21 protein-coding genes are annotated in these 26,400 nt (G+C 73.7%); 4 read left to right on the forward strand and 17 right to left on the reverse strand.

The genetic code is table 11. The annotated features are described in order from the left end of the window. Nucleotides 1–67: 67 nt before the first annotated feature. From ABZ801_RS06060 to ABZ801_RS06140, 17 genes are all read right to left on the reverse strand, one after another. A complete protein-coding gene (locus tag ABZ801_RS06060) occupies nt 68–1,531 on the reverse strand; it encodes a glutamate synthase subunit beta (protein WP_344952109.1) in 1,464 nt (487 codons plus the stop codon). Between the two features lie 19 nt (nt 1,532–1,550). Then, on the reverse strand, nt 1,551–6,104 hold the full coding sequence (gene gltB / locus ABZ801_RS06065) for a glutamate synthase large subunit (protein ID WP_360693481.1): 4,554 nt from the start codon (nt 6,102–6,104) through the stop codon (nt 1,551–1,553). Between the two features lie 481 nt (nt 6,105–6,585). Further along, complete coding sequence (locus ABZ801_RS06070) at nt 6,586–8,562, reverse strand: hypothetical protein (protein WP_360693484.1); 1,977 nt, start codon at nt 8,560–8,562, stop codon at nt 6,586–6,588. Between the two features lie 70 nt (nt 8,563–8,632). Next, nucleotides 8,633–9,460 carry a hypothetical protein gene (locus ABZ801_RS06075; protein WP_344958059.1) on the reverse strand — a complete coding sequence of 276 codons (828 nt, stop codon included), beginning with the start codon at nt 9,458–9,460 and terminating at the stop codon, nt 8,633–8,635. Between the two features lie 89 nt (nt 9,461–9,549). Further along, complete coding sequence (locus ABZ801_RS06080; protein WP_360693489.1) at nt 9,550–10,251, reverse strand: VIT1/CCC1 transporter family protein; 702 nt, start codon at nt 10,249–10,251, stop codon at nt 9,550–9,552. An 18-nt stretch (nt 10,252–10,269) separates the two neighbouring features. Then, the gene (gene lgt, locus ABZ801_RS06085; RefSeq protein ID WP_360693492.1) at nt 10,270–11,682 is read right to left on the reverse strand and encodes a prolipoprotein diacylglyceryl transferase; all 1,413 of its coding nucleotides are present in this window, start codon (nt 11,680–11,682) and stop codon (nt 10,270–10,272) included. A 94-nt stretch (nt 11,683–11,776) separates the two neighbouring features. Next, complete coding sequence (locus ABZ801_RS06090) at nt 11,777–12,517, reverse strand: thioredoxin domain-containing protein (RefSeq protein WP_360693495.1); 741 nt, start codon at nt 12,515–12,517, stop codon at nt 11,777–11,779. Between the two features lie 149 nt (nt 12,518–12,666). After that, nucleotides 12,667–13,443: a thioredoxin domain-containing protein gene (locus ABZ801_RS06095; RefSeq protein WP_344958067.1), complete on the reverse strand. Its 777-nt coding sequence runs from the start codon at nt 13,441–13,443 to the stop codon at nt 12,667–12,669. A 60-nt stretch (nt 13,444–13,503) separates the two neighbouring features. Continuing rightward, nucleotides 13,504–13,995, reverse strand: a complete 492-nt coding sequence (locus ABZ801_RS06100; RefSeq protein ID WP_344958069.1) for a vitamin K epoxide reductase family protein — start codon at nt 13,993–13,995, stop codon at nt 13,504–13,506. 181 nt (nt 13,996–14,176) lie between these two features. Then, nucleotides 14,177–14,989, reverse strand: a complete 813-nt coding sequence (trpA, locus tag ABZ801_RS06105) for a tryptophan synthase subunit alpha (protein WP_360693500.1) — start codon at nt 14,987–14,989, stop codon at nt 14,177–14,179. After that, a complete protein-coding gene (gene trpB / locus ABZ801_RS06110) occupies nt 14,986–16,218 on the reverse strand; it encodes a tryptophan synthase subunit beta (RefSeq protein WP_360693503.1) in 1,233 nt (410 codons plus the stop codon). Before trpB ends, trpA begins: the two co-directional genes overlap by 4 nt. 151 nt (nt 16,219–16,369) lie before the next feature. Further along, nucleotides 16,370–17,176 (reverse strand): indole-3-glycerol phosphate synthase TrpC, encoded by an 807-nt coding sequence (trpC, locus tag ABZ801_RS06115; RefSeq protein WP_360693505.1) that lies wholly within the window; start codon nt 17,174–17,176, stop codon nt 16,370–16,372. A 222-nt stretch (nt 17,177–17,398) separates the two neighbouring features. Further along, complete coding sequence (locus ABZ801_RS06120) at nt 17,399–17,878, reverse strand: DUF2752 domain-containing protein (protein WP_360693508.1); 480 nt, start codon at nt 17,876–17,878, stop codon at nt 17,399–17,401. A gap of 22 nt (nt 17,879–17,900) precedes the next feature. Continuing rightward, the gene (locus ABZ801_RS06125) at nt 17,901–18,578 is read right to left on the reverse strand and encodes a response regulator transcription factor (protein WP_360693511.1); all 678 of its coding nucleotides are present in this window, start codon (nt 18,576–18,578) and stop codon (nt 17,901–17,903) included. Next, nucleotides 18,575–19,240, reverse strand: a complete 666-nt coding sequence (locus ABZ801_RS06130; protein ID WP_360693514.1) for a Trp biosynthesis-associated membrane protein — start codon at nt 19,238–19,240, stop codon at nt 18,575–18,577. The genes ABZ801_RS06125 and ABZ801_RS06130 overlap by 4 nt, the downstream gene beginning before the upstream one ends. Then, a complete protein-coding gene (gene hisI / locus ABZ801_RS06135; RefSeq protein WP_360693517.1) occupies nt 19,237–19,620 on the reverse strand; it encodes a phosphoribosyl-AMP cyclohydrolase in 384 nt (127 codons plus the stop codon). The genes ABZ801_RS06130 and hisI overlap by 4 nt, the downstream gene beginning before the upstream one ends. A gap of 142 nt (nt 19,621–19,762) precedes the next feature. After that, nucleotides 19,763–19,972 carry a cold-shock protein gene (locus ABZ801_RS06140; protein WP_285492631.1) on the reverse strand — a complete coding sequence of 70 codons (210 nt, stop codon included), beginning with the start codon at nt 19,970–19,972 and terminating at the stop codon, nt 19,763–19,765. 877 nt (nt 19,973–20,849) lie between these two features. Here ABZ801_RS06140 and ABZ801_RS06145 point away from each other — a divergent pair. From ABZ801_RS06145 to ABZ801_RS06160, 4 genes are all read left to right on the forward strand, one after another. Beyond that, the gene (locus tag ABZ801_RS06145) at nt 20,850–22,673 is read left to right on the forward strand and encodes an ABC transporter ATP-binding protein (protein WP_360693521.1); all 1,824 of its coding nucleotides are present in this window, start codon (nt 20,850–20,852) and stop codon (nt 22,671–22,673) included. Next, nucleotides 22,670–24,451 carry an ABC transporter ATP-binding protein gene (locus ABZ801_RS06150; protein WP_360693524.1) on the forward strand — a complete coding sequence of 594 codons (1,782 nt, stop codon included), beginning with the start codon at nt 22,670–22,672 and terminating at the stop codon, nt 24,449–24,451. Before ABZ801_RS06145 ends, ABZ801_RS06150 begins: the two co-directional genes overlap by 4 nt. Before the next feature lie 104 nt (nt 24,452–24,555). After that, nucleotides 24,556–25,806 (forward strand): hypothetical protein, encoded by a 1,251-nt coding sequence (locus ABZ801_RS06155; protein WP_344958030.1) that lies wholly within the window; start codon nt 24,556–24,558, stop codon nt 25,804–25,806. 125 nt (nt 25,807–25,931) lie between these two features. After that, a complete protein-coding gene (locus ABZ801_RS06160) occupies nt 25,932–26,375 on the forward strand; it encodes a hypothetical protein (protein WP_360693527.1) in 444 nt (147 codons plus the stop codon). Nucleotides 26,376–26,400 lie beyond the last annotated feature (25 nt).

The raw sequence follows: 26,400 nt of genomic DNA on the forward strand, positions 1-26,400 counted from the left end.
GGTTGAGGCCGGCCCCGGGCGCCGGGGCCGGCCTCGAACGTTTCCTACCCGATGGTACGTGAAACTTTTACGCGATTGGACGCGCGGTCGGGGGGATCGGGTACGGCAGCGTCGTGTCGCCGGACAGGTACTTGTCGACGCCGTGCGCGGCGGCACGGCCCTCGGCGATCGCCCAGACGATGAGGGACTGGCCGCGGCCCATGTCGCCGGCGGCGAACACGCCGTCCACGGAGGTGGCGTAGTCGGCGTTCCGGACGACGTTGCCGCGCTGGTCGAGCTCGACGCCGAGCTGCTCCAGCAGGCCCTCGCGCTGCGGGCCGAGGAAGCCCATGGCGAGGGTGACCAGCTCGGCGGGGATCTCCCGCTCGGTGCCGGGGATCGGCTTGAACCCGCTCTGCGGGCCCTCCACCTCGACCAGGCGCAGGGCGCGGACGTTGCCGTCCTCGTCGCCGAGGAACTCCTGGGTCGACATGGCGTACAGCCGGTCGCCGCCCATGTCGGCGAGCTCCTCGTGGGCGCTCTCCATCTTGAACAGCATCGGGTACGTCGGCCACGGCTGGTGGCCGGGCCGCGTGGCGGGCGGCTGCGGCATGATCTCCAGCTGGGTGATCGAGCGCGCCCCCTGGCGGATCGCGGTGCCGATGCAGTCGGCGCCGGTGTCACCGCCACCGATGACGACGACGTGCTTGTCCTTGGCCGTGATGGGCGACTCCGCCAGGTCGCCCTCCTGCACCTTGTTGGCCAGGGGCAGGTACTCCATGGCCTGGTAGATGCCCTTGAGCTCGCGGCCGGGGACGGGCAGGTCGCGCCAGGCGGTGGCGCCGCCCGCCAGCACCACCGCGTCGTACTGCGAGCGCAGCTCGTCGGCGGTGATGTCGACGCCGACGTTCACCGAGGTCTTGAAGTCGGTGCCCTCGGCGCGCATCTGGGCGATGCGGCGGTCCAGGTGCCGCTTCTCCATCTTGAACTCGGGGATGCCGTAGCGCAGCAGCCCGCCGACGCGGTCGGCGCGCTCGTACACGCGGACCTCGTGCCCGGCGCGGGTGAGCTGCTGGGCGGCGGCCAGGCCCGCCGGGCCCGACCCGATGACGGCGACCTTCCTGCCGGTCTTCACCGGCGGGGGCAGCGGGCGCACCCAGCCCTCGGCCCAGGCGCGGTCGATGATCTCGACCTCGACCCGCTTGATGGTGACCGGGTCCTGGTTGATGCCCAGCACGCAGGCGCTCTCGCAGGGGGCCGGGCACAGCCGCCCGGTGAACTCGGGGAAGTTGTTGGTGGCGTGCAGGCGCTCGATCGCCTCCTGCCAGTCCCGCTTGTACACCAGATCGTTCCACTCGGGGATGAGGTTGCCGAGCGGGCAGCCCTGGTGGCAGAACGGGATGCCGCAGTCCATGCAGCGGCTGGCCTGCTTCTCCAGGCGGTCGCGGCCGAAGTCCTCGTAGACCTCGCGCCAGCTCTTGATGCGCACGTCGACCGGGCGGCGCTTCGGGAGCTCCCGCTGGACGGTCAGGAAACCCTTCGGGTCTGCCATGTGGTGGAAACCCCCTTCCTCAGGCCTTGGCGGCGGCCATGACGGCCTCGTCGACGTCGCGTCCCTCGGCCTCGGCCTTGGCCATGGCCTCCAGGACGCGCCGGTAGTCACGCGGCATGATCTTGGTGAACCGGGCGGCGGAGCCCTCCCAGTCGGCCAGCAGCTTCTCGGCCACCGTGGAGCCGGTCTCGGCCAGATGCCTCTCGACGAGGCCGCGGACGAAGTCGGAGTCCTCGGCGGTGAGCGGTTCCAGGTCGACCATCTCCGGGTTGACCAGCTGCGGGTCCAGGTCCAGGACGTAGCCGATGCCGCCGGACATGCCGGCCGCCAGGTTGCGTCCGGTGCGGCCGAGGATGACCGCGCGGCCGCCGGTCATGTACTCCAGGGCGTGGTCGCCGACGCCCTCCACCACGGCGGTGGCGCCGGAGTTGCGCACGCAGAACCGCTCGCCGACGACGCCGCGGGCGAACAGCTCGCCGGACGTCGCCCCGTACAGCAGGACGTTGCCCGCGATGATCTGGTCCTCGGCGGCGAACGGCGCGTCGGGGTGCGGCCGCACCGTGATGCGTCCGCCCGACAGGCCCTTGCCGACGTAGTCGTTGGCGTCGCCCACCAGCCGCAGCGTGATGCCGCGCGGCACGAACGCGCCGAACGACTGCCCGGCCGAGCCGGTGAAGGTGATGTCGATCGTGTCGTCGGGCAGGCCGTCGGCGCCGCGCGCCCGCGTCACCTCGTGGCCGAGCATGGTGCCGACGGTGCGGTTGACGTTGCGGATCGGCATCTCCAGGCGTACCTGGCGGCCGTGCTCGATGGCGCCCTCGGCGAGCTGGATCAGCGTGTTGTCCAGGGCCTTCTCCAGGCCGTGGTCCTGCTGGACGACCTGCCGCAGCGCGGTGCCCTCGGGCAGCTCGGGCCGGTGCAGGATCGGCGACAGGTCCAGGCCCGAGGCCTTCCAGTGCTCGACGGCGCGGGTGGTGTCGAGCAGCTCGACGTGCCCGATCGCCTCGTCCAGCGAGCGGAAGCCCAGGGCGGCCAGGTACTCGCGGACCTCCTCGGCGATGAACTCGAAGAAGTTGACCACGAACTCGGGCTTGCCGTTGAACCGCTTGCGCAGCACCGGGTTCTGGGTGGCCACGCCGACCGGGCAGGTGTCCAGGTGGCACACCCGCATCATCACGCAGCCGGACACCACCAGCGGCGCGGTGGCGAAGCCGTACTCCTCGGCGCCGAGCAGCGCGGCGATGACCACGTCGCGGCCGGTCTTCATCTGCCCGTCGGTCTGCACGACGATGCGGTCGCGCAGGCCGTTGAGCAGCAGCGTCTGCTGCGTCTCGGCCAGGCCCAGCTCCCACGGCGCGCCCGCGTGCTTGATGGAGGTCAGCGGGGACGCGCCGGTGCCGCCGTCGTGCCCGGAGATCAGCACCACGTCGGCGTGCGCCTTGGACACCCCGGCCGCGACGGTGCCGACGCCGACCTCGGCGACCAGCTTGACGTGCACCCGCGCGGACGGGTTGGAGTTCTTCAGGTCGTGGATGAGCTGCGCCAGGTCCTCGATCGAGTAGATGTCGTGGTGCGGCGGCGGCGAGATCAGGCCCACGCCCGGGGTGGAGTGCCGGGTCTTGGCGATCCACGGGTAGACCTTGTGGCCGGGCAGCTGGCCGCCCTCGCCGGGCTTGGCGCCCTGCGCCATCTTGATCTGCAGGTCGTCGGCGTTGGTCAGGTACTCCGAGGTCACGCCGAACCGGCCGGACGCCACCTGCTTGATGGCGCTGCGCCGCAGGTCGCCGTTGGGGTCGGGGGTGAACCGCTCGGGGTCCTCGCCGCCCTCGCCGGTGTTGGACTTGCCGCCCAGGCGGTTCATGGCGATGGCCAGGGTCTCGTGCGCCTCGGCCGAGATGGACCCGTAGGACATCGCGCCGGTGGAGAACCGCTTGACGATCTCGCTGACCGGCTCGACCTCCTCGATCGGCACCGGCGGCCGCTCGCCCTCGCGCAGCCGGAACAGCCCGCGCAGGGTCATCAGCTTCTCGGCCTGGGAGTCGACCCTGCTGGTGTACTCCTTGAAGATCTCGTAGCGGCGGGTGCGGGTGGCGTGCTGGAGCTTGAACACCGTCTCGGGGTTGAACAGGTGCTCCTCGCCCTCGCGGCGCCACTGGTACTCGCCGCCGACCTCCAGGGTGCGGTGCGCGGGCTCGACGCCGCGCGGCGGGTAGGCGCGGCGGTGCCGCTCGGCGACCTCGCGGGCCAGCACATCGAAACCGACGCCGCCGAGGCGGGAGGTGGTGCCGGTGAAGCACCGGTCGATCACCTCGGCGCCCAGGCCGATCGCCTCGAAGATCTGCGCGCCGGTGTACGACGCGACCGTGGACACGCCCATCTTCGACATGACCTTCAGGATGCCCTTGCCGTACGCCTTGATCAGGTTGCGCACGGCGGTGGCCGTGTCCAGGGCGATGTCACCGGTGCGGACCAGGTCCTCGACGGTCTCGATGGCCAGGTACGGGTTGATCGCGGACGCGCCGTACCCGATGAGCAGCGCCATGTGGTGGCACTCGCGGGCCTCGGCGGTCTCCACGACCAGGCCGACACGGGTGCGGGACTTCTCCCGGATCAGGTGGTGGTGCACCGCGCCGGTGAGCAGCAGCGCCGGGATCGGCGCGCGGGCCGAGTCGGCGCCGCGGTCCGACAGCACGATGAGGCGGGCGCCGGCGGCGATCGCGCGCGACACCTCGGCGCAGATCTCCTCCAGGCGGGCCTGCAGGGCCTCCCCGCCGCCGCTCACCTCGTACAGGCCGTGCACGACGTGGGCCTGCAGATGCGGCAGGGCGCCCTCGTCGTTGATGTGGATGATCTTGGCGAGCTCGCCGTTGTCCAGGATCGGGGTGGGCAGCACGAGCCGGCGGCAGGAGTCCGGGCCGGGCTCGAGCAGGTTGCCCTCGGGGCCGAGCGTGGACTGCAGGGACGTCACCAGCTCCTCGCGGATCGCGTCCAGCGGAGGGTTGGTGACCTGCGCGAACAGCTGCTTGAAGTAGTCGAACAGCAGGCGCGGCCGCTGCGAGAGCACCGCCAGGGGCGTGTCGGTGCCCATGGAGCCGATCGGCTCGGCGCCGGTGCGGGCCATCGGGGTGAGGATGATCCGCTGCTCTTCGAGGGTGTAGCCGAAGGTCTGCTGCCGCTTGACCAGCGTCTCGTGGGTCGGGACCTCGCGCTGGCGGGCGGGCAGCTCCTCGAACCGCACCAGGCCCTCGTGCAGCCACTGCCCGTAGGGGTGCTGGGCGGCCAGTTCGGCCTTGACCTCGTCGTCCTCGATGATCCGCCCGGCCTCGGTGTCGACCAGGAAGATCCGGCCCGGCTGCAGGCGGCCCTTGCGGACGACCTTGTCGGCGGGGATGTCCAGCACGCCCGCCTCGCTGGCCAGCACGACCAGGCCGTCGTCGGTGACCCAGTAGCGGCCGGGGCGCAGGCCGTTGCGGTCCAGCACCGCGCCGACCACGGTGCCGTCGGTGAACGACACGCTGGCCGGGCCGTCCCACGCCTCCATCAGCGTGGAGTGGAACTCGTAGAACGCGCGGCGGTCGGGGTCCATCCCGGTGTGGTTCTCCCACGCCTCCGGGATCATCATCAGCACCGCGTGCGGCAGCGACCGGCCGCCCAGGTGCAGCAGCTCCAGGCACTCGTCGAACGAGGCGGTGTCACTGGCCTCGATGTCGATCACCGGGTAGACGCGGGACAGGTCGCCGGGGATCAGGTCGGACTTCAGCAGCGCCTCACGGGCCCGCATCCAGTTCCGGTTGCCCTTGACGGTGTTGATCTCGCCGTTGTGCGCGATGAACCGGTAGGGGTGGGCCAGTTCCCACGCCGGGAAGGTGTTGGTGGAGAACCGCGAGTGCACCAGCGCGATGGCGCTGGAGAACCGGCGGTCGGACAGGTCGGGGAAGAACGGCTCCAGCTGCGGGGTGGTGAGCATCCCCTTGTAGACGATCGTCCGCGCCGACAGGCTGGGGAAGTAGACCTTGACGTCCTGCTCGGCGCGCTCGCGCATGCAGAACACCACGCGGTCCAGCTCGATGCCGGTCTTGCCGGCGTGCTCGCCGCCCTCGGCGGCGGTCACGAACAGCTGGGCGAAGTGCGGCATGACGCGGCGCGAGGCGGGCCCGGCGAAGGTCGGGTCGTGCGGCAGCGCACGCCAGCCGAGGACGGTCAGGCCCTCCTCCACGCACAGCGTCTCGACGTGCGCGACGGCCGCGGCCCGCTCCTCGGGGTCGGTGGGCAGGAACGCGATGCCCGCCGCGTACGCGCCGGCCGGGGGCAGCGCGAAGTCGCAGACCTCGCGGAAGAACGCGTCGGGGATCTGGGTGAGGATGCCGACGCCGTCGCCGTCGTCGGGCTCGGCGCCCACGGCGCCGCGGTGGTCCAGGTTCTTCAGGACGGTCAGGGCCTTGCGAACGATGTCATGGCTCTTGCGACCGTGCAGGTCGGCCACCATGCCGACGCCACAGGCGTCGTGCTCATAAGACCGGTCGTACAACCCCTGGTTCTGGGGCGCACCCGGTGTGAGCGCAGCAGCAGCCATCAACCCTCCCGTCGTCGTCGTGTCACTGCTAAGGCGTCAGTGCAGGCTCGGGACGACGTTGGCCCTGCTGCGGTGAGATGACATTACATCACTGTCGGGATCATGCCCGACACGCCCTGATCGCGAAACTTCTCTGTGTCCGCGTTCCCGGAGCGTCCGTGAGTAGTCAGTTCAACCAAGGATACCGGCGACATACCACCACAAATCGCCCGCATCGCGGTGATGATCATCACCGGATCCGGATGTTTCAGGTGGTGAACGCCGCAACACCCCGGCAATCCGCATCATTCCCCATGAAAGCGGTGCCGAACCATGTGCGTGCCGGGCTTTCCGGCCGTCGCCCCGCCGTCACCGGCCCGTGACGGAGGATTCTCCCGCAGGTCACGGGCCGGGCGGCGGCGACGGCCGGTCGGCCCGCGCGAGGCGGGGCGGACGGGCCCGCGCGAGGCGGGGCGGACGGGCCCGCGCGAGGGCGGGCGGGTCAGGAGGCGCGGGCCGCGCGGCCGAGCGGACCCGGGGCCTTGCCGCCCTCGATCAGCAGCGACAGCAGCGTCTCGTCGGTCTCGTCGCCCTTGCCGTCCAGGCGCTGCGCCCAGGCCACCACCGCGTAGTGCCCCATCGCCAGGCCCCGGGCCATGCCGAAGCCCTGGCCGAAGCGGTCCAGCGGCGACGCGGCGGGCAGCGGGCGCACGAACCCGCCGCCGCGTCCCTGGCCGATCTCGTCGACGAACCGGTCGGCGTCCGAGGCGGTGTTCAGGTTGAAGACCGTGACCGACAGCGCGTACTCGCCGTCGTCGTCGGCGTACAGCGTCCGGGCCGCCTGGGTGCAGCCGTGTTCGCGCAGCTGCCCGCCCATGCTGGTGCCCCACACCGCGAGGGAGCAGTCGGTGTCCAGGCTCTTGACCTTCAGGGTCAGCCGCTTCGTCCCGGCGTCCTGGACGGTGATCTTGTTGGCGGACTCGGGGAACGCCTCGCCCACGGTCAGCGGCGCCCGGTCGGCCGAACGCTGCGCGATGCCCCGGTACGCCTCGGTCGACGGCGAGCTCGAGTAGGACGCGGGCGCCGGTCCGCTGACGGCCGGGCTGCGGCCCATGCTCTGCGGGGCCTGCCGCCCGTCCGGGCCGCCGTCGTCGCCGCCGCCCACGACCACCACGGCCAGCGCCCCCACCAGGAAGATCACGGCGAGGGCGCCGGCGGCGCCGTAGAAGACCCGGGGCGGCAACGACCCCATCCGCGCCGCCAGTCCCGCGTTCTTCGGCCGCTGTGCTCCGGACGGGTCGAGGACCGGCCCGTCCGGCCCTCGCGCGGGACGTTCGGCGTCCGTCCGGCCCGCCGGCCCTCGCCGGCGCCCGGCGCGCTCACGCCCCTTACCCCGGGGCCGCTTCTTCGCCGGCTCGTCGGGCGCGGCGTCCTGGCGTCCGCCGCCGTCCGGCCCGTCCTGCCACTCGGCCGCGTCCTGCCACCCGGCCCCGGCGTCCTGCCACCCGGCGGGCGCCTCCTGCCACTGTTCGTCCTGGCCCGCCCACTCCGCGGCCGTCTGCTGCCAGTCCGGGACGGGCTGCCCTCCGGTGGTCCGCCAGTCCTCCGCCTGGCCGCGCCACTGCTCGTCGGCCTCCTGCCAGTCGGCGGGTGCTCCCTGGCCGTGGGGCGCGTGGCCCTGCCATTCGTCCGTCTGCCCGTGCCATTCGTCGTGGGGCGCCTGCGCGGCGGCCTGGGCGTCGGGTTCCTGCCGCTTCCTGCCCCAGCGGCGCTCGCGGCCCGCGGCCCCGGCCTCCGGGGCGGGCGTCCGGTCGCGTGACCGGCGCTTCTTCGGGTCCGCGGCGGGCGGCCGGCCTTGCGCGCCGCGTGGACGGCGGTCGCGGCCGGGAGCCTGGCGGGGGTCCCGCTCGGGGCCCGGCTCGGCGGCGCGCGGCCGGGCGGCGGGCTTGGCCGGACGCTTGCCCGAAGCGGGCGGACGGGCGCCGTCACGGGCGGCGCGGTCACGGCCGGGGCCGGGCCGTTCGCCCGGGGCGGGAGCCTTGCCGCGTGAGCGCCGTCCGAGGCCGAACGGGATCCGGGCGTCCTGGTCCGGCCCCGGCTCGGCCGGGGACTGCCGCCGGTCCCGCCGGTCGGCCGCGGCGGGCGGGCGGCCCGGACGGGCCCTGCGGTCGGGCGGCTGCTGCGGCTGCCGGGGGCCGCCGGACCGCCGCTCGCCCCGCGGGGGCTGGCGCTCCCCCCGCGGAGGCTGGCGGTCGTCGGGGCGGCCCGGCCGCTCACCGCGCGGCGGCGGCCGCTCCTCCCGGGGCGGCCGCTCCTCCCGGGGCGGCCGCTCCTCCCGGGGCGGCCGCTGCCCCGCGGCGGGGCGGCGTTCGCGCGGGCCGGGACGTCCGTCGGCGGGACGGGGCTGGCGGGAACCTGAGCGGGGAGCCGCGCCGGGCCGTCGGGGGCCCGGGACGCGGCCGGGTTCTTGGCGGTCCACGAGGGCGCAGACTAACGTCCGCGCGCCGGTCGCGGGGCCGTTCCGGGCCGAACCGCCGGTCCGCGCCGCGTCAACGCCCGTTCCCCTCGTCGGGCAGGCGGCCCCACACGAAGTCGGCGGGCTTCTCGACGGCCAGGCTGATGTCGATCATCTCGTTGAGGGAGGCGGGCCTGGCGCCGCCCGCGCGCTGCACCCAGGTGACGATCGTGTAGTGCCCGTACGCCTGGGCGTAGGCGGCGCTGAACCCGCCGCCGAACTTCGGCGCGCCCGGCGCGACCAGCGGCAGCACGAAACCGGCCTTGGTGGCCGGGTCCATCACCCGCACGATCTGGTCGGCGCCCTCCTGGCTGGCCAGGTTGATCGCGGCGAACTGCCCGACGTACTTGCGGTCCTGGCTGACGTACGTGCCGCGGGCGATCTGCGAGCAGCCCGCCTTGGCCAGGTCGTCGTGCAGCCGCTGCCCCCAGGTGACCGACTTGCAGTCCCCGGACAGCTGCGCCCCCGCCAGCGTGAACGAATAGTTCTGGTAGGTGACCGTCTTGGTCTCGCCCGAGAAGACCTCGCCCTGCGTCATCGGCCGCTGGTCGGCCGAACGCTGGGCGATGCGGGCCATCTGACGGTCGGCCATCTGCGGGGTGTAGGCGGTCGGCAGCACGCCGGGCCCGTTGCTCAGCCCGGTCGCGGCGCCCTCCTCGTCGTCGCCGCCGGTCAGCACCACCACGCCCGCGGCGGCCGCCGCCACGACGGCCACCGCTCCCGCGACGGCGCCCCACAGCAGTTTGGGACTGCGCTTCTTCTTCCTCCTGCCGCCGGGCTTGCTGTCGTCCTCCGGCCAGAAGTCCCGCCCACCGGCCGGACGACCGGTCTCCGGCGCACCTGTGTCACGAGCCTCGATCACAGCACGCGAGCCTATCGACTACACCGCCTCCCGCGGGGGCAAACGAGCGGTTCCTCACCGTTTGTCGTTCGATCCCGCCGGGCCCCCAGCTAGGAGACGCCGCCCGCTCCGATCAGCGAGCCGACCACGTAGGTGACCCCCGCCGCGGCGGCGCCGAAGCCCAGCTGGCGCAGCCCGCCGAACCACCAGCTGCGCGTGGTCAGCCGCGACACCACCGCGCCCGCGGCGAACAGCCCGACGGCCGCGATGACGGCGGCGGGCCACAGGCTGGCGGCGCCGAACGCGTACGGCAGCACCGGCAGCACGGCGCCGACCGCGAACGACAGGAACGACGACACCGCCGCCAGCAGCGGGGACGGCAGGTCGTCCGGCGTCACCCCGAGCTCGGCGCGGGCGTGCACCTTCAGGGCCTGGTCCGGGTCGCGCGACAGCTGCCGCGCGACCTCGGCCGCCAGCTCGGGGTCGACGCCGCGCTCGACGTACAGGCCCGCCAGCTCGGCCTGCTCGGCGCTCGGATGGCGGGCCAGCTCCCGGCGCTCCACCTCGATCTCGGCCTCGGCCAGCTCCGCCTGCGAGGCCACCGAGACGTACTCGCCCGCGGCCATGGAGAACGCGCCCGCCACCAGGCCCGCCAGCCCGGCCAGCAGCACGACCTGCCGGCTCGCCTGACCGCCCGCCACCCCGGCGATCAGCGCGAAGTTGGAGACCAGGCCGTCCATGGCCCCGAACACCGCGGGCCGCAGCCAGCCGCCGGTGACGTCACGGTGCTGATGATGGATCTCCGCGGGCACCCCGGTCCCCTCGCCGTCCTACTTCGCGTCCTTGACGGCCTCCGCCTTGCCCCGCTCGCCGGCGTCCTCGGCGCCCTCGGTCTCCTTCGGTTCCTCGGGCTTCTCGGCCTTGACGGGCTCGTCGGCCTTCTCGGCCGTCCCCGCCGTGCCGGGCTCGGCGTCCTCGGCGTCCGCCTCCGGGTCGTCCGCTTCGGTGGTCTTGGCGTCGGTTTCACGGTCATTCTGCCGGGACGCCTGGTCCGCACCGTCGCCGGGGTCGTCCGCTCCGGCCGCCTCGGTGGATCCGGACGGCTCGTCCTCGGCGGCGTCCTTCTCCACCGTGTCGTGCGGCCGCTCGTCCTGCTCGGGCGCGTCCGCTCGCGGTTCGGCCGCCTCCTCGGCCTCCTTGGCGGGCGTCGCGGTCTCTTCGGCGTCCTCGGCCGCCTCGGCCTTCGCTGGGGGCTCGGCGTCCTCGGGGTCCTCCGCCTTCTCGGCGGGCTCGGCGGGCTTCGCGGGCGTGCCGCTCTCCGGGACGCTCTCCGGGGCGCTCTCCGGGGCCTCGGCGGTCTCGGCGGGGGCGGGCGGGGTCGCGGCGGGCGCCGCGTCCGGGCCCACGGTGACGGTCTCGGGGCCGGTCTTGGTCCGCGTCAGGTACAGGTACGCGACGGCGCCCAGGAAGACGACCAGCGCCGTCCAGTCGTTGAGACGCATGCCGAGGACGTGGTGGGCGTCGTCGATGCGCAGGGCCTCGATCCAGAACCGCCCGACCGTGTACGCGGCGACGTACAGGGCGAACACCCGCCCGTGCGCCAGCTTGAAGCGGCGCTGGGCCCAGATGACCAGGATCGCCACACCGACGCACCACAGCGACTCGTACAGGAACGTGGGGTGGTAGGTGGCGACGTCGGCGTAGCGGGGGTCCAGGTTGCCGTTCTCGAGGCGCGGCCGGTGCCCCTGGTCGATCTCCAGCGCCCAGAACGCGTCCAGCGGCCGCCCGTACAGCTCCTGGTTCCAGTAGTTGCCCCATCGGCCGATGGCCTGGGCCAGCGCGATGCCGGGCGCCACCGTGTCGGCCATCGCCGACACCGAGATCCCGCGCCGGCGGCAGCCGATCACCGCGCCCAGCGCGCCGAGCAGGATGGCGCCCCAGATGCCGAGGCCGCCCTCCCAGATCTTCAGCGCGTCCACCGGGTTGCGTCCGGAGCCGAAGTAGCGCTGGTAGTCGGTGATCACGTGGTAGAGCCGCCCGCCGAGCAGGCCGAACGGCACCGCCCAGATGGCGATGTCCATGACGACGCCCGGCGTCCCGCCGCGGGCGGCCCAGCGCCGCTCGCCCAGCCAGACCGCGACGACGATGCCAATGATGATCATCAGGGCGTAGGCGCGGATCGGGACGGGTCCGAGGTGCCAGACGCCCTGGGAAGGACTCGGTATGAAGGCCACCGGCTGCATGTCCGTTGACGTTACCGCCTCCGGCGTCCCCGAGTGCCCCGGAAGCCCCGGTAACCCGATATGCCGTGCCGGAAGGCCTGCCCTGACGGCGCGGTCAGCCGCGGCCCGCGTCGAGTACGGCCCGTTCGAGCGCCCCGGCGTCGAGCAGCTGGGCCTGCAGGTCCAGGGCGCGGCCGTTCAGGAACACGGTCGGAGTGGCGTCCACCTTCCGGGTCCGGGTGGCGTACCGCGTCATCACATCGACCTGGGCGGCCTTCTGCATTCTCTCGACGCAGGCGGCGAAGCCGGCGTCGGTGATGCCGGTCTCGCGGCCCCAGGCGACGAGCTGGGCCGGTTCGAAGCCGGCGACGCCCTCCTCCGGCTGGTGGGCGTACAGCGTGTCGTGGTAGGCGGGCCAGCGGTCGACCGGGGCGCACAGGGCGGCGTTGGCGGCCCGGCGGCTGTTGGACGCCAGCGGTTCGCTGCCGGGGCCGCGGAACAGCTGGAACGGCCAGTAGACGACCCTGACCCTGCCCTCGGCGGCCAGTTTCTTGATCGTCGGGCCGACGATGTGCTCCATGGCCCGGCACACGGGGCACTGGAAGTCCTCGAAGATCTCCAGCACCGGCCGGGTCACCCCGGCCCGGGTCATGACGGTGGCGCCGTCCGGGGTGCGGGACGCGGGCGCCAGCGGCCCCCGGTAGGTGCCGGGGCCGGTGGACTCCCCGCGGCCGTCACGGCCCCGCAGCGCCACGACCACCGCCACGGCCACGGCGATCACCGCGACGGCGCCGAGGACGGCCAGCAGCACCCGCTGCCGCCGCCGGCCCTCGGCCGTCCGGCCCGCCCTGTCCATCGCTCCCCCGATCGACGACGGCCACCTCCCCCGGAGTCGCCGGTAGAGACGCTACCGAGGGAACGTTCCAGGGCAGGTAAAACGACACCGTGGACCCGCACAGGGGGTCCACGGTGCTCGTCGTCGGCGCGGGACGGGCGCCCGCGGGGTCAGCGGCCGGACTGGGCGGCGGACTCGATCGCCTGGCGCAGGGTCTCGCCGCTGCCGATCTCGTTCTCCAGCTTGCGGCCGTCGAGGAAGACGGTGGGCGTGCCGGTGACCTTGCGGTCGTCCAGCGCGTACTTGGTCATCTCGTCGACCTGCGACTTCTTCTGCTGGTCGGTGACGCACTTGTCGAAGTTCGGGTCGGTGACGCCCACGTCCTTGCCCCAGGCGACCAGGTCGTCGGTGGCGAAGCCGTCCCGGCCCTCCACCGGCTGGAACTTGAACAGCGCGTCGTGGTACGACAGCCACTGCGCGGCCGGGACGCACAGCGCCGCCGCGGCCGACCGCAGCGAGTTCGACCTGATCGGGTCGCGCTGCTGGCCGAACAGGTGGAACGGCCGGTAGACGACCTTGACCTTGCCCTCGGCGGCCAGCTGCTTGACGGTCTTGCCGGTGGACTCCTCGAACTGCTTGCAGGCCGGGCACTGGAAGTCCTCGAAGATCTCCAGCACCGGCTTGGTCACACCCTGCTTGGCCATGACGATGGAACCGTCGGCCTCGCGGGTCACCGGCGCCTGCGGGCCGGTGTAGGCGACCGCCTTCTGGTCGCGCCGGCCCTGCTGGTCAACGATGATCACGATCGCCGCCACGACCGCCGCCACCGCGACCACCGCGCCCAGCACGACAGCCAGCAGCCGCCGCTGGCGCTGCCGCGCCTGCTCGCGCTTGCGCTGCTCGGCCAGGCGCTCGCGCGCGGACCGCTCCCGTGCGGCCTTGCTCATCAGCTCTCTCCTCGGCGGGAACGCCGCGGGCGCGCCGTGGCGCCGCGCGGCCGGGCGGACCTAGTCGACCTGACCGGCCCGCCGGTATTCATCGAACAGGACAAGTGCGAACAGCAGGATAGTGACGATGTGCACACCGGTGCACCACTGGCAATACTTGTGCAGGATCGCCGCCTCGACGGTCACCAGGTAGACCACGAACAGCACGCCGACGCAGACCGACAGCAGCCGTCCCCACCGCAGCGGGGGCCACGGCGATCTCAGCGCGGGCGGGCTGACCAGCGCGGCGAACCCGACGAAGAACGCCAGCCCCAGCCACGGCAGCGGGATGCCCAGCAGTTCAGAGTACTTGCTGCTGGTCACCGAGTGGCAGTCCAGCTTGCCGCTGGTGGTGCACAGCAGGGCGCCGTCGTCGTAGTGCGCGTAGACCAGGTAGCCCGAGATGCCCAGGCCGACCAGCGTGAGCACCCACACGGTGGGCGCGAACCACGGCGGCCGCGACGGCACGGCGGGCGCCGCCTCGCCGTGCCGCGTCTCGACGGATTCCTGCACGATCCTGATCCTTCCGCCACGGACGTCGTCCAGGGGCCGGGTCGCGGGCGGAGCTGGTCACGCGTCCGCCCGGACGCGACGCGACTTCACCTTAGAGGACGACGCATAAGTTGGGCGTTGGAAAGCGGCCTCGACGCGGCGCTTCCACACCGGACGGCGGCCCGCGGACGGGCCGGCCGTGTCAGCGCGGGTTGCGGACGCCGTCGGCCAGCTCGGCGGCGAGGGCGCGGACGGCCTCGACGCCGGTGCGCTCGTCGGGCGCGTCCAGCAGGCGGCGGATGAACGCCGAGCCCACGATGACGCCGTCGGCGAAACCGGCGACCTCGGCGGCCTGCGCCCCGTCGCTGACGCCCAGGCCCAGCCCGACCGGCAGCGTGGCCCCCCGCGCGTCCAGGACGGCGCGGGTGCGCTCCACCAGGCGGGGAGCGCCGGTGTCGACGGCGGCGCGGGCGCCGGTGACGCCCATCAGCGACGCGGCGTACACGAATCCCCGGCACACCCGGGTGATCTTGTCGAGGCGCTCGTCGGTGGAGCTGAGCGCGACGAGGAACACCCGGTCGAGGTCGTGGGCGTCGGACGCGGCGAGCCAGGGCCCGGCCTCTTCGGGGGTGAGGTCGGGGGTGATGAGGCCGGCGCCGCCCGCGGACTTCAGGTCGCGGGCGAAGGCGTCGGCGCCGTAGTGGTCGACGGGGTTCCAGTACGTCATCACCAGGGTGTGCGCGCCGGTGGCGGCGACGGCCTCCACGGTGCGGAAAACGTCGGCGATGCGGATGCCGCCGACCAGCGCCCGGTGCACGGCGTCCTGGATGGTGGGGCCGTCCATCATCGGGTCGGAGTAGGGCAGGCCGATCTCGATGACGTCGCAGCCCGCCTCGACCATCGCGGTGGCGGCGGCCACGGCGCCGTCGAAGCTGGGGAACCCGGCCGGCAGGTAGCCGACGAGCGCGGCCCGGCCCTCGGCCTTGGCCTTCTCGAACGCGATCTGGACGCTCACTTGCCCTCTCCTTCCGGCATGAGCCCGAAGAACTGGGCGGCGGTGTGCATGTCCTTGTCGCCGCGGCCGGACAGGCACACGACGATCGTGGCGTCCGGGCCGAGCTCCCGGCCGACCTTGAGGGCGCCGGCCAGGGCGTGCGCGGACTCGATGGCGGGGATGATGCCCTCGGTGCGGCACAGCAGCGCGAAGGCGTCCATGGCCTCGGCGTCGGTGATGTCCCGGTACTCGGCGCGGCCGGTGTCGCGCAGCCAGGAGTGCTCGGGGCCGACGCCGGGGTAGTCCAGCCCGGCGGAGATCGAGTGGGTCTCCAGGGTCTGGCCGTCGTCGTCCTGCAGCAGGTAGGTGCGCATGCCGTGGATGACGCCGAGCGACCCGCCGACCAGGGTGGCGGCGTGCCGGCCGGTGGCCACGCCGTCGCCGCCGGCCTCGAACCCGTACAGCTTCACGGACTCGTCCGGGACGAAGGCGTGGAAGGTGCCGATGGCGTTGGAGCCGCCGCCGACGCAGGCCACGACGGCGTCGGGCAGCCGTCCGGTCATCCGCAGGCACTGCTCGCGCGCCTCGACGCCGATGACGCGCTGGAAGTCGCGCACCATCATCGGGAACGGGTGCGGGCCCATGACCGAGCCGATGCAGTAGTGGGTGTGGTCGACGGAGGCGACCCAGTCGCGGAACGCCTCGTTGCAGGCGTCCTTGAGGGTGCGGCTGCCGGTGCGGACGGGGATCACCTCGGCGCCCAGCATCCGCATCCGCGCGACGTTGAGGGCCTGCCGCTCGGTGTCGACCTCGCCCATGTAGACGGTGCACTCCAGGCCGAGCAGGGCGGCGGCGGTGGCGGTGGCCACGCCGTGCTGCCCGGCGCCGGTCTCGGCGATGACGCGGCGCTTGCCCATGCGGCGGGTCAGCAGCGCCTGCCCCAGCACGTTGTTGATCTTGTGGGAGCCGGTGTGGTTGAGGTCCTCGCGCTTGAGCAGGACGCGGGCGCCGCCCGCGTGCTCGGCGAAGCGGCGGGCCTCGGTCAGCCGGCTGGGCCGTCCGGCGTACTCGGCCAGCAGGCGGTCCAGCTCGCCGGTGAAGGCGGGGTCCCGCCGGGCGGCCTCGTACTCGCGGGTCAGCTCGTCGAGGGCGGCCATGAGGGCCTCGGGGGCGAAGCGTCCGCCGAACACGCCGAAGTGGCCGGTGGCGTCGGGCACGACGGCACCGTTCGAGGTGGTGGCGATGGTCATGGGGATCCTGTCGTGGGAGAAGGGCTCATCCGGGCTGCTGGGTCGTCGGCCGAGCGCGCCATCGTTCGCGCAGGGTCTCGACGGGAGCCCCGGACGGGCCCGCTCCCAGGGACGGCTCTCTCCGCATGACGCTCACCCTATCGCGATCGCGTCAGCCGCTCTGCCGCAGGGCCGGATGCGCGCCCGCGGCCACCAGGTCGGCGACGGCGCCGCGCGGGTCGCGGCCCATCACCAGGCTCTCGCCCACCAGCACCGCGTCGGCGCCCGCCGAGGCGTAGGCGAGCAGGTCGTGCGGGCCGCGCACGCCCGACTCGGCGATCTTGACGACGTCCTTGGGGATCAGCGGGGCCAGCCGGGCGAACACGCCGCGGTCGACGCGCAGGGTCTTCAGGTCGCGCGCGTTGACCCCGATGACCTTGGCGCCCGCGTCGACCGCGCGGGTCACCTCCTCCTCGGTGTGCACCTCGACCAGCGGGGTGAGCCCGATCGACTCGGCCCGCTCGACCAGCGACACCAGCGCGTCCTGCTCCAGCGCGGCCACGATCAGCAGGGCGAGGTCGGCGCCGTAGGCGCGGGCCTCCCACAGCTGGTAGGAGGTGACGATGAAGTCCTTGCGCAGCACCGCCACGTCGACGTCGGCGCGCACGGCGGCCAGGTCGTCCAGGCTGCCGCCGAACCGGCGCCGCTCGGTCAGCACGCTGATCACCTTGGCGCCGCCCGCCTCGTAGTCGCGGGCCAGCGCGGCCGGGTCGGCGATGGCGGCCAGCGCGCCCTTGGACGGGCTGCTGCGCTTGACCTCGGCGATGACGGACACGCCCGGGGAGCGCAGCGCCGCGAGCGCGTCGCGCGGCGGCTCGGCCCGCTCGGCCTTGGCCTTGAGGTCGTCGAGCGTCACCGTGCGCTGCCGGTCGGCCAGATCTGCCCGGACGCCGTCGATGATCTCGTTCAGCACGCTCACGACCTGACCCCCGCTCCCCTACGCACCGTGCTCACGGCGCGGCCTTCCTTCCTTGCGGGCCGGTCGGTCCCGGCGGCGCGCCACTCCGGCGCGCTCACGCCGCAGCGCTCGGGCTCGCTCACGGGAAGGCCCCCTATATTCCGGTCGATCCGTGCACCGATCGTAGCCGCAGCCGCCGACGGCCCTCGAACCCGGGCCGGTCTCAGGACGCCCGAAACCGCGTCATGGGGCCAGCGCGTGAGCGAACGGCAGGTTCCGGACGATCCAGTACACGACGATGAGCCCGAGGAACGGGTAGATCACGCGCGGCCGCACCAGGGCCGAGGCGAACGGCACGCCCTTGGCCGCGCAGGCCGTCCAGCGCGCCCACAGGTAGGCGAAGACGGGCAGCAGAAGGAAGACCATGGGGTTGAGCCCGAACGCCTCCCAGACGCGGCCGTGCGTCAGCGAGTTCACCATGCGCATGCCCCCGCAGCCGGGGCAGTACAGGCCGGTTGCCCACAGGAACGGGCAGGTCGGGTAGTGGCCGGGCTCGTGCGGGTCGACGACGCTGACCAGCGTCACACCGGCGGCGGTCGCGGCCAGGACGATGCCGGGGCCGGCCAGCGCCCGCCTGCGGCGGCGCTGTTCCGCCGGGGCGGACGCGCACGGGTGCGGGGGCGGCTGCGTGGCGTGGGCGGGTGCGCCGGTCGCGTCGTCCACCGTGGGGTTCCTCTCCGGGAGCTCAGGGGTCAAGGACGTAGCCGACGCCGCGGACGGTGCGGATCGGGCTGCCGTCGCCCAGCTTGCTGCGCAACTGGGCGATGTGCACGTCCACCGTGCGGCTTCCGGCCCCGGCGCCCGGGCCCCAGGCGGCGTCGAGGAGCTGTTCGCGCGTGAAGACCCGGCCGGGGTTGCTCATCAGGAACTCCAGCAGGTCGAACTCGGTCACGGTAAGGGCCACGGCGCGGTCGCCCACGCTGACGGCGCGTCCCTGCGGGTCGAGGCTCACCCGGCCGGCCCGCAGCGGCCCCGGGTCGTGGTCGCCGGTGCCGTGGCGCAGCGCCTCGGCCACCGCGCCGACCAGGACACGGGGGCCGAACGGCCGCGTCACCTGGTGCTCGCCCAGCGCGCGCCGCGTGAGCGCGTCGATCGGCCCGGTCACGGCCACGACGGGCGCGGGACGGGCCGCCTCCGCCACCCGGCGGTACAGCTCGGCGGGCAGCGGGGTGTCGGACACGTCCAGCACCACCGCGTCGGGGCGGACGCGGGCCACGGCGGCGGCCGCACGCGAGGGGTCCGGTTCGATCTCGACGGCGAAGCCCTCGCGGGCGAGGTAGCGCCGCTCCAGTTCCGCCACGTCGGGTTCGTGCTCGGCGACCAGGATGAGCCCGCCGCCGTCGGCGCCCGTCGCGCGGCTCACGGCCGCTCCGTACGTCCGCGTCCGGTCTCCTGGGATACGGGGGCGTCCCCCTCCGCGGGCCGCGTGGGGTCAGCAGGAGGGTCGGCGGGGGCGGTGGGGTCCTCGCCGCGGTCGAGGGACTTCCACAGGCTGGAGGGGTCGTCGGCCCTGGGCGGGGTGCGGGGGGCGGCCGTGACGGGGCGTTCGTAGCGGGCCGACATGCCGGGCCAGCGCGCGCCGCGCAGCAGCGTCACGAGCCCCGCGGCCAGCAGCAGCAGGCCGCCGGCGAGGGACACGACCCACCACAGGTTGACGTCGACGGACGGGTGCGCGGCCAGCCGCAGCAGGGCGCTCTTCTCGTCCGCCGCCGCCCGGACGTGGGAGGCGCGCACGGACGCCACGGAGGCGTAGCCGATGGCGGCGCCGAACAGCACAAGCAGCACGCCGACCCCGGCCCGTACCTTGCCGCGGGTGGCGAACAGGGCCGCCAGCCCCGCAAGCCCGGCCCAGCCCAGGGCGCCCGCCGCTCCGCCCAGGTCACGCCCTGTGAGCTCCTGTGTGAACGGGGTGATGGCGCCGGTGGCCCGCACGTGCGCCCAGGCGCGCCCCGCGGCCAGCAGGGTCAGCGCGGCACCGGCCGCGCACAGCAGGGCGGCCAGGGCGCGTTCCCGGGCGGGGGTCACGAGCCTGCGGCGGGCCGTTCCCCGACGACGACGTCCAGCACGTCGGCGTCCCAGCAGGTGCGGTCGCCGGTGTGGCAGGCGGCGCCGACCTGGTCGACCTTCACCAGGATCGCGTCGCCGTCGCAGTCCAGGGCGACCGACTTGACCCACTGCTGGTGGCCGGAGCTCTCGCCCTTCACCCAGTACTCCTGGCGGCTGCGGGACCAGTAGGTGGCGCGGCCGGTGGTGAGGGTGCGGTGCAGGGCCTCGTCGTCCATCCACGCCAGCATGAGCACCTCTCCGGTGTCGTACTGCTGGGCGATGGCGGGCACGAGGCCGTCGGGCGTGCGCTTGAGACGTTCGGCGATCTTGGGGTCCAGGTTGGACGGGCGAGCGGACATGTGCTCCATTCTGCCGGGTCGGAGCGCGAGCCCCGTACCGGGTTCCCATCCGCCCGCGACGCCCGGGCCCGGCACCGGGCCCGGGAAACCACAGGGCCCGCACCCCTGGCGTGGGGAACGGGCCCGGCGGTACGACTACGGGTTACGAGAGGGGGACGACGTTGTCGGCCTGCGGGCCGCGCTGACCCTGCGTCACCTCGAACTCGACGCGCTGGTTCTCGTCGAGGGTGCGGTAGCCGGACGACTGGATGGCCGTGTAGTGCACGAACACGTCGGCGCCACCGCCGTCCACGGCGATGAAGCCGTAGCCCTTCTCGGCGTTGAACCACTTCACGGTGCCCTGCTGGGGCATGTCTTTCTCCTTGCGGCAAAACTCGGGCCCACACCGCGCGGGTCCCGCGCCGGTCGCTGCGGGACGTCTTCGCCCCCGGCACTGCCCCGGAAAAGCCAAAACGCCCGCTGCCATCAGTCCGCGGGCGTTCCTTACAAACGATCGAGAACCACGACTGCAACCGACCGCTCCACCGTATCACCGGATCCGCGTAAACCCCAGGAGCTACAACCCTCCCGATTCTCCTGTGGGCGAAGTGACGCGTTAATGGCCGCGGGCCGCGCCGCGGGGGGCCTCGCGGGCCCCGGGACGCCCGCGGCGGCCCGCCGCGGCGGGCTCCGCGGCCGCCGCGGCCGCCGCGCGCGGACGCCGCCGTCCGGCCCGCCGGGCGGGATGGCGGCCGATGATTTTCGGGCGTGCGAATCAGGTGATTTTGAACAAAGAACGCCGCCGTGTTGACGATTTCCTCGCCGCCGGACGGTGCGTACACGGAAAACCGGGGCGGGCTGGAACGAATCGGCTCCGATCACCCTCCACGGTCCGGCGGCGGGGCGGCCGCTGCGCCCGCCGTGCGCTCTGGCGGGCGCGGGCGGCCCGGCCGCGGGCCGCCCGGCGCGCGCGTGTTCCGCAGAGGGGGGAATCACCTGACTTCGGCAGCTCGTCCGAGTATGCCCGGGAATAAGCGATCAGTACGGATGGTAGGCATTGGGCGAGCCCGCCGGCCCCGGTGGTTCCTCCCATCGGGGTGTGCGGGCGCCGCCGTCTACAAGGAGATGCCGTGCCATCAGGGTCGACACGCGCCAGCCGCCGTCATGGGGCCCGCCCCCGGGCCAGCCGCCGTCCTGATGGAGAGCATCCTCTGAGACCCCGCGTCACCCCCGGCGTCCTGCGCGAGGGGATGCGGGTGCTGTGGGTCGCGGTCAAGGCCGAGCCGCGGGTGTTCACCCTGTCGGTGCTGGCCAGCGGGCTGTACGCGGCGATGACCGTGGGCACCGCGCAGGTGCTGGGCTGGGTCACCGAGGAGGTGGTGCTCCCGGTGTTCCGCTCCGGCGACACCACGGCGGGCGCGCTGGCCGGGGCCGCGACGGCGATCCTCGCGGTCGCGCTGTTCAAGGCGCTCGGCGTGGCGGGCCGCCGGTTCTACGCTGGGCTCATGCAGTACCGCATGCAGGCCCGCTACCGGCGGGCGGTCACCCGCCAGTACCTGCGGCTCCCCCTGGCCTGGCACCACCGCCACCCCACCGGGCAGCTGCTGTCGAACGCCAACGCGGACGTGGAGGCGGTGTGGGCGCCGATCGCGCCGCTGCCGATGGCGGTCGGCGTGGTGTTCATGCTGCTGATCGCGGCCGTGTCGATCCTGCTCACGGACGTGATGGTGGCCGTCGTCGGCTTCCTGGTCTTTCCGGCGGTGGCGCTGCTGAACGTCCTGTACCAGCGGCGTCTGTCGCCCGTCGCCACCCGCGCCCAGCAGCTGCGCGCCGAGGTCAGCGAGGTCGCGCACGAGAGCTTCGAGGGCGGCCTGGTGGTCAAGACGCTGGGGCGCGAGCAGGACGAGACGGAGCGGTTCGCCGAGCGCGCGCGGGCGCTGCGCGACGCCAACGTGGCGGTCGGCCGCATCCGGGGGCTGTTCGATCCGGTGCTGGAGGCGCTGCCCAACCTGGGGGTGCTGGCGGTGCTGCTGGTGGGGTCGATCCGTCTGGAGGCCAGGGCCATGACGGAGGGCGACCTGGTGCACGTGGCGTATCTGTTCACGTTGCTGGCCTGGCCGATCCGCGCGCTGGGCTGGGTACTGGCCGAGGTGCCGCGCAGCGTCGTCGGCTGGAAGCGTGTCCGGGGGGTGCTGGACGCCACCGGTTCCCTGCCGTACGGCGACCGTTCCCTGGGCCAGGGCAACGCGGCGGCGCTGGAGGTGCGCGACGTCCGCTTCGCCTATGAGTCCGCAGACGAGGACGGGGACGCCTCCGTCAACGTGCTGCACGACGTGTCGTTCTCCGCCGCCCCCGGCCGGACGCTCGCCGTGGTCGGCCCCACGGGTTCGGGCAAGTCGACCCTGACGTCCCTGCTGGTACGGCTGGTCGACCCGGCCGACGGGTCGGTGCTGCTGGACGGCGTGGACGCCCGCGACCTGCGACGCGGCGGCGTGGCCGAGACGGCGGCCCTGGTGCCGCAGCAGACGTTCCTGTTCGACGACACCGTGCGCGGCAACGTCACCCTGGGACTGGACGTACCGGACGAGCGCGTGTGGGAGGCGCTGCGTCTCGCCCAAGCCGACGGCTTCGTCGCGGCCCTTCCCGACGGTCTCGACACCCGCGTGGGGGAACGCGGAGCGACCCTGTCGGGCGGGCAACGGCAACGTCTGGCGCTGGCACGTGCCGTGGTGCGGCGCCCCCGGCTTCTGGTGCTGGACGACGCGACGTCCAGCGTCGACCCACAGGTGGAGGCGCGGATCCTGGGGGCGCTGCGGGACGCGCAGTCGGCCGGCGGGAGCGGCGCGACCGTGGTGGTGGTCGCCTACCGCAAGGCCACGATCGCGCTCGCCGACGAGGTCGTCTACGTCGAGCACGGCCGCGTCGCCGCCCGGGGCACCCACGCCGAGCTGCTGGAACGCTCCGAGGGCTACCGCGCGCTCGTCAACGCCTACGAGCGCGCCGAGGTCGAGCACCAGCTCATGGGCGAGCAGGCCGGCCCCGGGGAGGCCGACAGCGAGGAGGCTGTGGCGTGACCACGCTCAACGAGACGGCCGTCGGCGAGGGCGCCCTGACCACGCTGCGCCGCGGACTGCGGCTCAGCCCCGAGTTCCGCGCGGGCCTGGCCGGGACGCTGCTGCTGGCGCTGCTGGCGACGGCGGGCCGGGTGGTGGTGCCGATCGCGGTGCAGCAGACGATCGACAAGGGGCTGGGCGGGCCCGACGGCCCCGACATCGGGTTCGTCCGCACCGCCGTGCTGGCGTGCGCGCTGGCGGTGGCCGTGACGGCGCTGAGCGCGTACGCGATGAACGTGCGGCTCTACCGGACCACCGAGTCCGGGCTGGCCACGCTGCGGATCAAGGCGTTCCGGCACGTGCACGACCTGTCCATGCTCACCCAGAGCTCCGAGCGGCGCGGGGCGCTGGTGTCGCGGGTGACCGGCGACGTGGACCAGATCAGCCAGTTCATGCAGTGGGGCGGGCTGCTGATCATCGTGTCGACGGGGCAGCTGGTGGTCGCCAGCGTGCTCATGGCGGTGTACTCCTGGCCGCTGGCGCTGCTGGTGTGGGCGGCGTTCGTGCCGCTGGCGTTCGCGCTGCGCCGCTTCCAGCGGCTGATCTCCGGCGCCTACACCCGGGTCCGGGAGCGGATGGGCGACCTGCTGGCCGTGGTGAGCGAGGCGGTGGTGGGCGCCTCGGTGATCCGCGCCTACGCGGCCGAGGACCGCACCGCCCGCCGCGTCGACGAGACCGTCGAGGAGCACCGGCGGGCGCAGACCCGGGCGCAGGGCCTGGTGGCGCTGACGTTCCCGTCCAGCGAGCTGGTGGCGGCCGTGGCGACCGCCGCCGTCGTCGTGGCGGGGACGCTGCTGGGCGTGGGCGGCGACCTGACCGCCGGGGAGCTGGTGGCGTTCCTGTTCCTGGTCACCCTGTTCGTCAGCCCGATGCAGACCGCCACGGAGGTGCTCAACGAGGCGCAGAACGCGATCGCCGGGTGGCGGCGGGTGCTGGGCGTGCTGGACACCGTGCCGGACGTGGCCGACCCGGGCGGCGAGGGCGAGGTGCTGCCGCGCGGGCCCATCGAGGTGCGGTTCGAGGACGTCGAGTTCGCCTACCCCGGCGGGCCGCCCGTACTGCACGACGTGAACGTGGACATCGCCCCCCGCAGCCGCGTCGCGGTCGTGGGCGAGACGGGCTCGGGCAAGACGACGTTCGCCAAGCTGCTGACCCGGCTCATGGACCCGACGTCCGGGCGCGTGCTGGTGGACGGCGTGCCCCTGGACCGGGTGCGGTTCTCCTCCCTGCGCGAGCGCATCGTCATGGTGCCGCAGGACGGCTTCCTGTTCGACGCCACCCTCGGCGACAACATCCGCTACGGGCGGCCGGACGCCACCGACGAGGAGGTGCTGCGGGCGCTGACGGAGCTGGGCCTGGGCGACTGGCTGGAGGGCCTGCCCCGCGGCCTGGACACGCCCGTGGGGCAGCGCGGCGAGTCCCTGTCGGCGGGCGAGCGGCAGCTGGTGGCGCTGGCGCGCGCCTACATCGCCGACCCGGATCTGCTGGTGCTGGACGAGGCCACGTCCGCCGTCGACCCGGCCACCGAGGTGCGCATCCAGCGCGCGCTGGACGGGGTGACGCGGGGCCGCACGGCCATCTCCATCGCCCACCGGCTGTCCACGGCCGAGGCCGCCGACGAGGTGCTGGTGTTCGACGCGGGACGGATCGTCCAGCGCGGCCCCCACGCCGAGCTGGTCGCCGTCCCCGGCGTCTACGCCGACCTGCACGCGTCCTGGATCGCCCAGCGCCGCATCTAGCCGTACCGAGCCGGAGGGCCGCCGCGGTCCGCTCCCGCGGTGGCCGGCGATTCGCCGAGGTAAAGCACTTGCCGGTTTTGTGGTCGGGTGCGCATTCTGCTTGGGTGAGCAACGAGGTCGTGTTGGAATCAGCTGGCACGCTGCACGGACAACTGCAGCGGGGCCTGGGACGGGCCGCGCGTCGCGCGGCCGACAAGCCGGGTGCGGGCGAGTTCGTCTACGACTGCATACGCCGGGACCCACGCTGGGACCCGCTCTGTGAAGCACGCGGCCTCTATTACGCGCGTTTGATGGTGGACCTGGAACTGCCCGTCGGCCCGGTGGCCGAGCACCTGTTCGACCCGTCCGACCATACCGACGGCGACGGCCGGCGGGTGCAGCTGGCGCTGGACGTGCTGGCGGACCTGGTGCGGCTCAGCCGCCGGGAGGCGGCGTCGGCGCTGTACCGGTACGCCGAGGAGGGCACCCACTGGTTCGACGCCATCGACACGCTGGTCGACCTGGGCGATCCGGCGTTGACGCACGGCCTGGACGAGCTGGTGACGGCGCGGTGCAACGAGTCCGCGCTGGACGCCCTGGTGGCGGGCCCGCACAATCCGGTGATCGAGAGCTGGGCGGCGCGGCAGCCGCGGATCGCCGACGCCCTGGCCCGGCGCCGCGAGACCGGCCGTGCCCGCCGCCCCGGGGTCGGCGGCGACCGGGCCCAGCGGACCGAGGCCGAGCTTCTGGAGGCCGCCCGGCGGCGCGACGACGGGGCCGTGGCGGCCATATTCGAGCTCGGCCGCAGACGCGCCCCGGCCCTGCTGGACCTGGCCGAGGAGCTGCTGCCGCAGCGGCCGAGCCGATGGGGCGGGGCGGTGTGCCGGGCGTTGCGCGAGTACGGCCCCGAGGCGGTGCCTCGGGCGCGGGCGTGGGCGACGGCCCGCGGCGGGTGCCAGGACATGGCGCTGGACATCCTGGCCCGCTACGGCACCCGCCAGGACATCCCGTTGTTGATGAGCGAGCTGCGCGACGCCCTGGACCGGCGCGACTGGGGCGACGCGGCCGGGCCTATCGAGGGCCTGGGCAGGTTGCGCGCCGGTGAGGCCGTGCCGTTGCTGAAGACCGCTTGGACCGAGTCGACCTACGCGTTCCTGCGTCCGCGCGTGCTGACCGCCTTGACCCGTACCGCGCCGCACACCGCCGAGTCCTACACCGTCGAGGGGCTGTGGGACTGCGAGGAGGGCGTGCGCCAGGTCGCCGCCGAAACCGTCCCCCTCACCCGTGAGACCCGCATCCGCCTGCAGCGCCTCCATCACGACGCCGCCGAGGAACCCTCCGTGCGCGCCTCCGCCGCCGGGCGTCTCATGACCTGAACCACCACGCCCCCTCCCCCGGCCACGGCTGAACCCCGTGGAAGCGTCCACCCGTACCTGTGGGCGAATCGCTCAACTCTTCCCGGGGAGGACGGGCCATGGTCTCCGACAATCACCGATCGCCCTTGAGGGCCGCCCTGCTGTGCGGTGCCGCCGCGGTCCTGCTGCCGCTGGCGGCCGGCTGCACGGGGCAGGCGGACGGCAGCGAGGCGGGCGGGCAGGGCCAGGTGAAGCAGGCCCAGCCCGCCACCGCCGAGCAGCTCGCCCAGCAGACAGGGTGCACGCTGAGCGGCGTCCGCAAGGTGGCGGACCTGTCCCAGGGCGCCTGCCAGACGGGCAAGGGACGCTTCACGGTGGTCAGCTTCACCACCGACCAGGGGCAGCAGGCCTGGCTGGAGGAGGCCAAGCCCTGGGGCGGGTCGTACCTGGTGGGGCCGCGGTGGGTCGTCGTCAGCACCGAGCAGACGCTGAAGTCGCTGCAGGAGGACCTGGGCGGGCAGATCCAGCACGGCGCCGACCACAGCGGCGGAGGCCACCAGGGCGGCGGCGCGGGCCACCAGGGCGGCTGACACGCCAGGGCTGGCGCACAGGGGC

The sequence above is a fragment of the Actinomadura sp. NPDC047616 genome (genome assembly GCF_040642915.1).
In the GTDB taxonomy this organism is placed as follows: domain Bacteria; phylum Actinomycetota; class Actinomycetes; order Streptosporangiales; family Streptosporangiaceae; genus Spirillospora; species Spirillospora miaoliensis.

Excerpts from the sequence above, each read along its gene's own strand:
- ABZ801_RS06060 (WP_344952109.1), bottom strand. The coding sequence starts at position 1,531 with ATGGCAGACCCGAAGGGTTTCCTGACCGTCCAGCGGGAGCTCCCGAAG.
- gltB (WP_360693481.1), bottom strand. The coding sequence starts at position 6,104 with ATGGCTGCTGCTGCGCTCACACCGGGTGCGCCCCAGAACCAGGGGTTG.
- lgt (WP_360693492.1), bottom strand. The coding sequence starts at position 11,682 with ATGCAGCCGGTGGCCTTCATACCGAGTCCTTCCCAGGGCGTCTGGCAC.
- ABZ801_RS06090 (WP_360693495.1), bottom strand. The coding sequence starts at position 12,517 with ATGGACAGGGCGGGCCGGACGGCCGAGGGCCGGCGGCGGCAGCGGGTG.
- ABZ801_RS06095 (WP_344958067.1), bottom strand. The coding sequence starts at position 13,443 with ATGAGCAAGGCCGCACGGGAGCGGTCCGCGCGCGAGCGCCTGGCCGAG.
- trpB (WP_360693503.1), bottom strand. The coding sequence starts at position 16,218 with ATGACCATCGCCACCACCTCGAACGGTGCCGTCGTGCCCGACGCCACC.
- hisI (WP_360693517.1), bottom strand. The coding sequence starts at position 19,620 with ATGTCCGCTCGCCCGTCCAACCTGGACCCCAAGATCGCCGAACGTCTC.
- ABZ801_RS06140 (WP_285492631.1), bottom strand. The coding sequence starts at position 19,972 with ATGCCCCAGCAGGGCACCGTGAAGTGGTTCAACGCCGAGAAGGGCTAC.
- ABZ801_RS06145 (WP_360693521.1), top strand. The coding sequence starts at position 20,850 with ATGCGGGTGCTGTGGGTCGCGGTCAAGGCCGAGCCGCGGGTGTTCACC.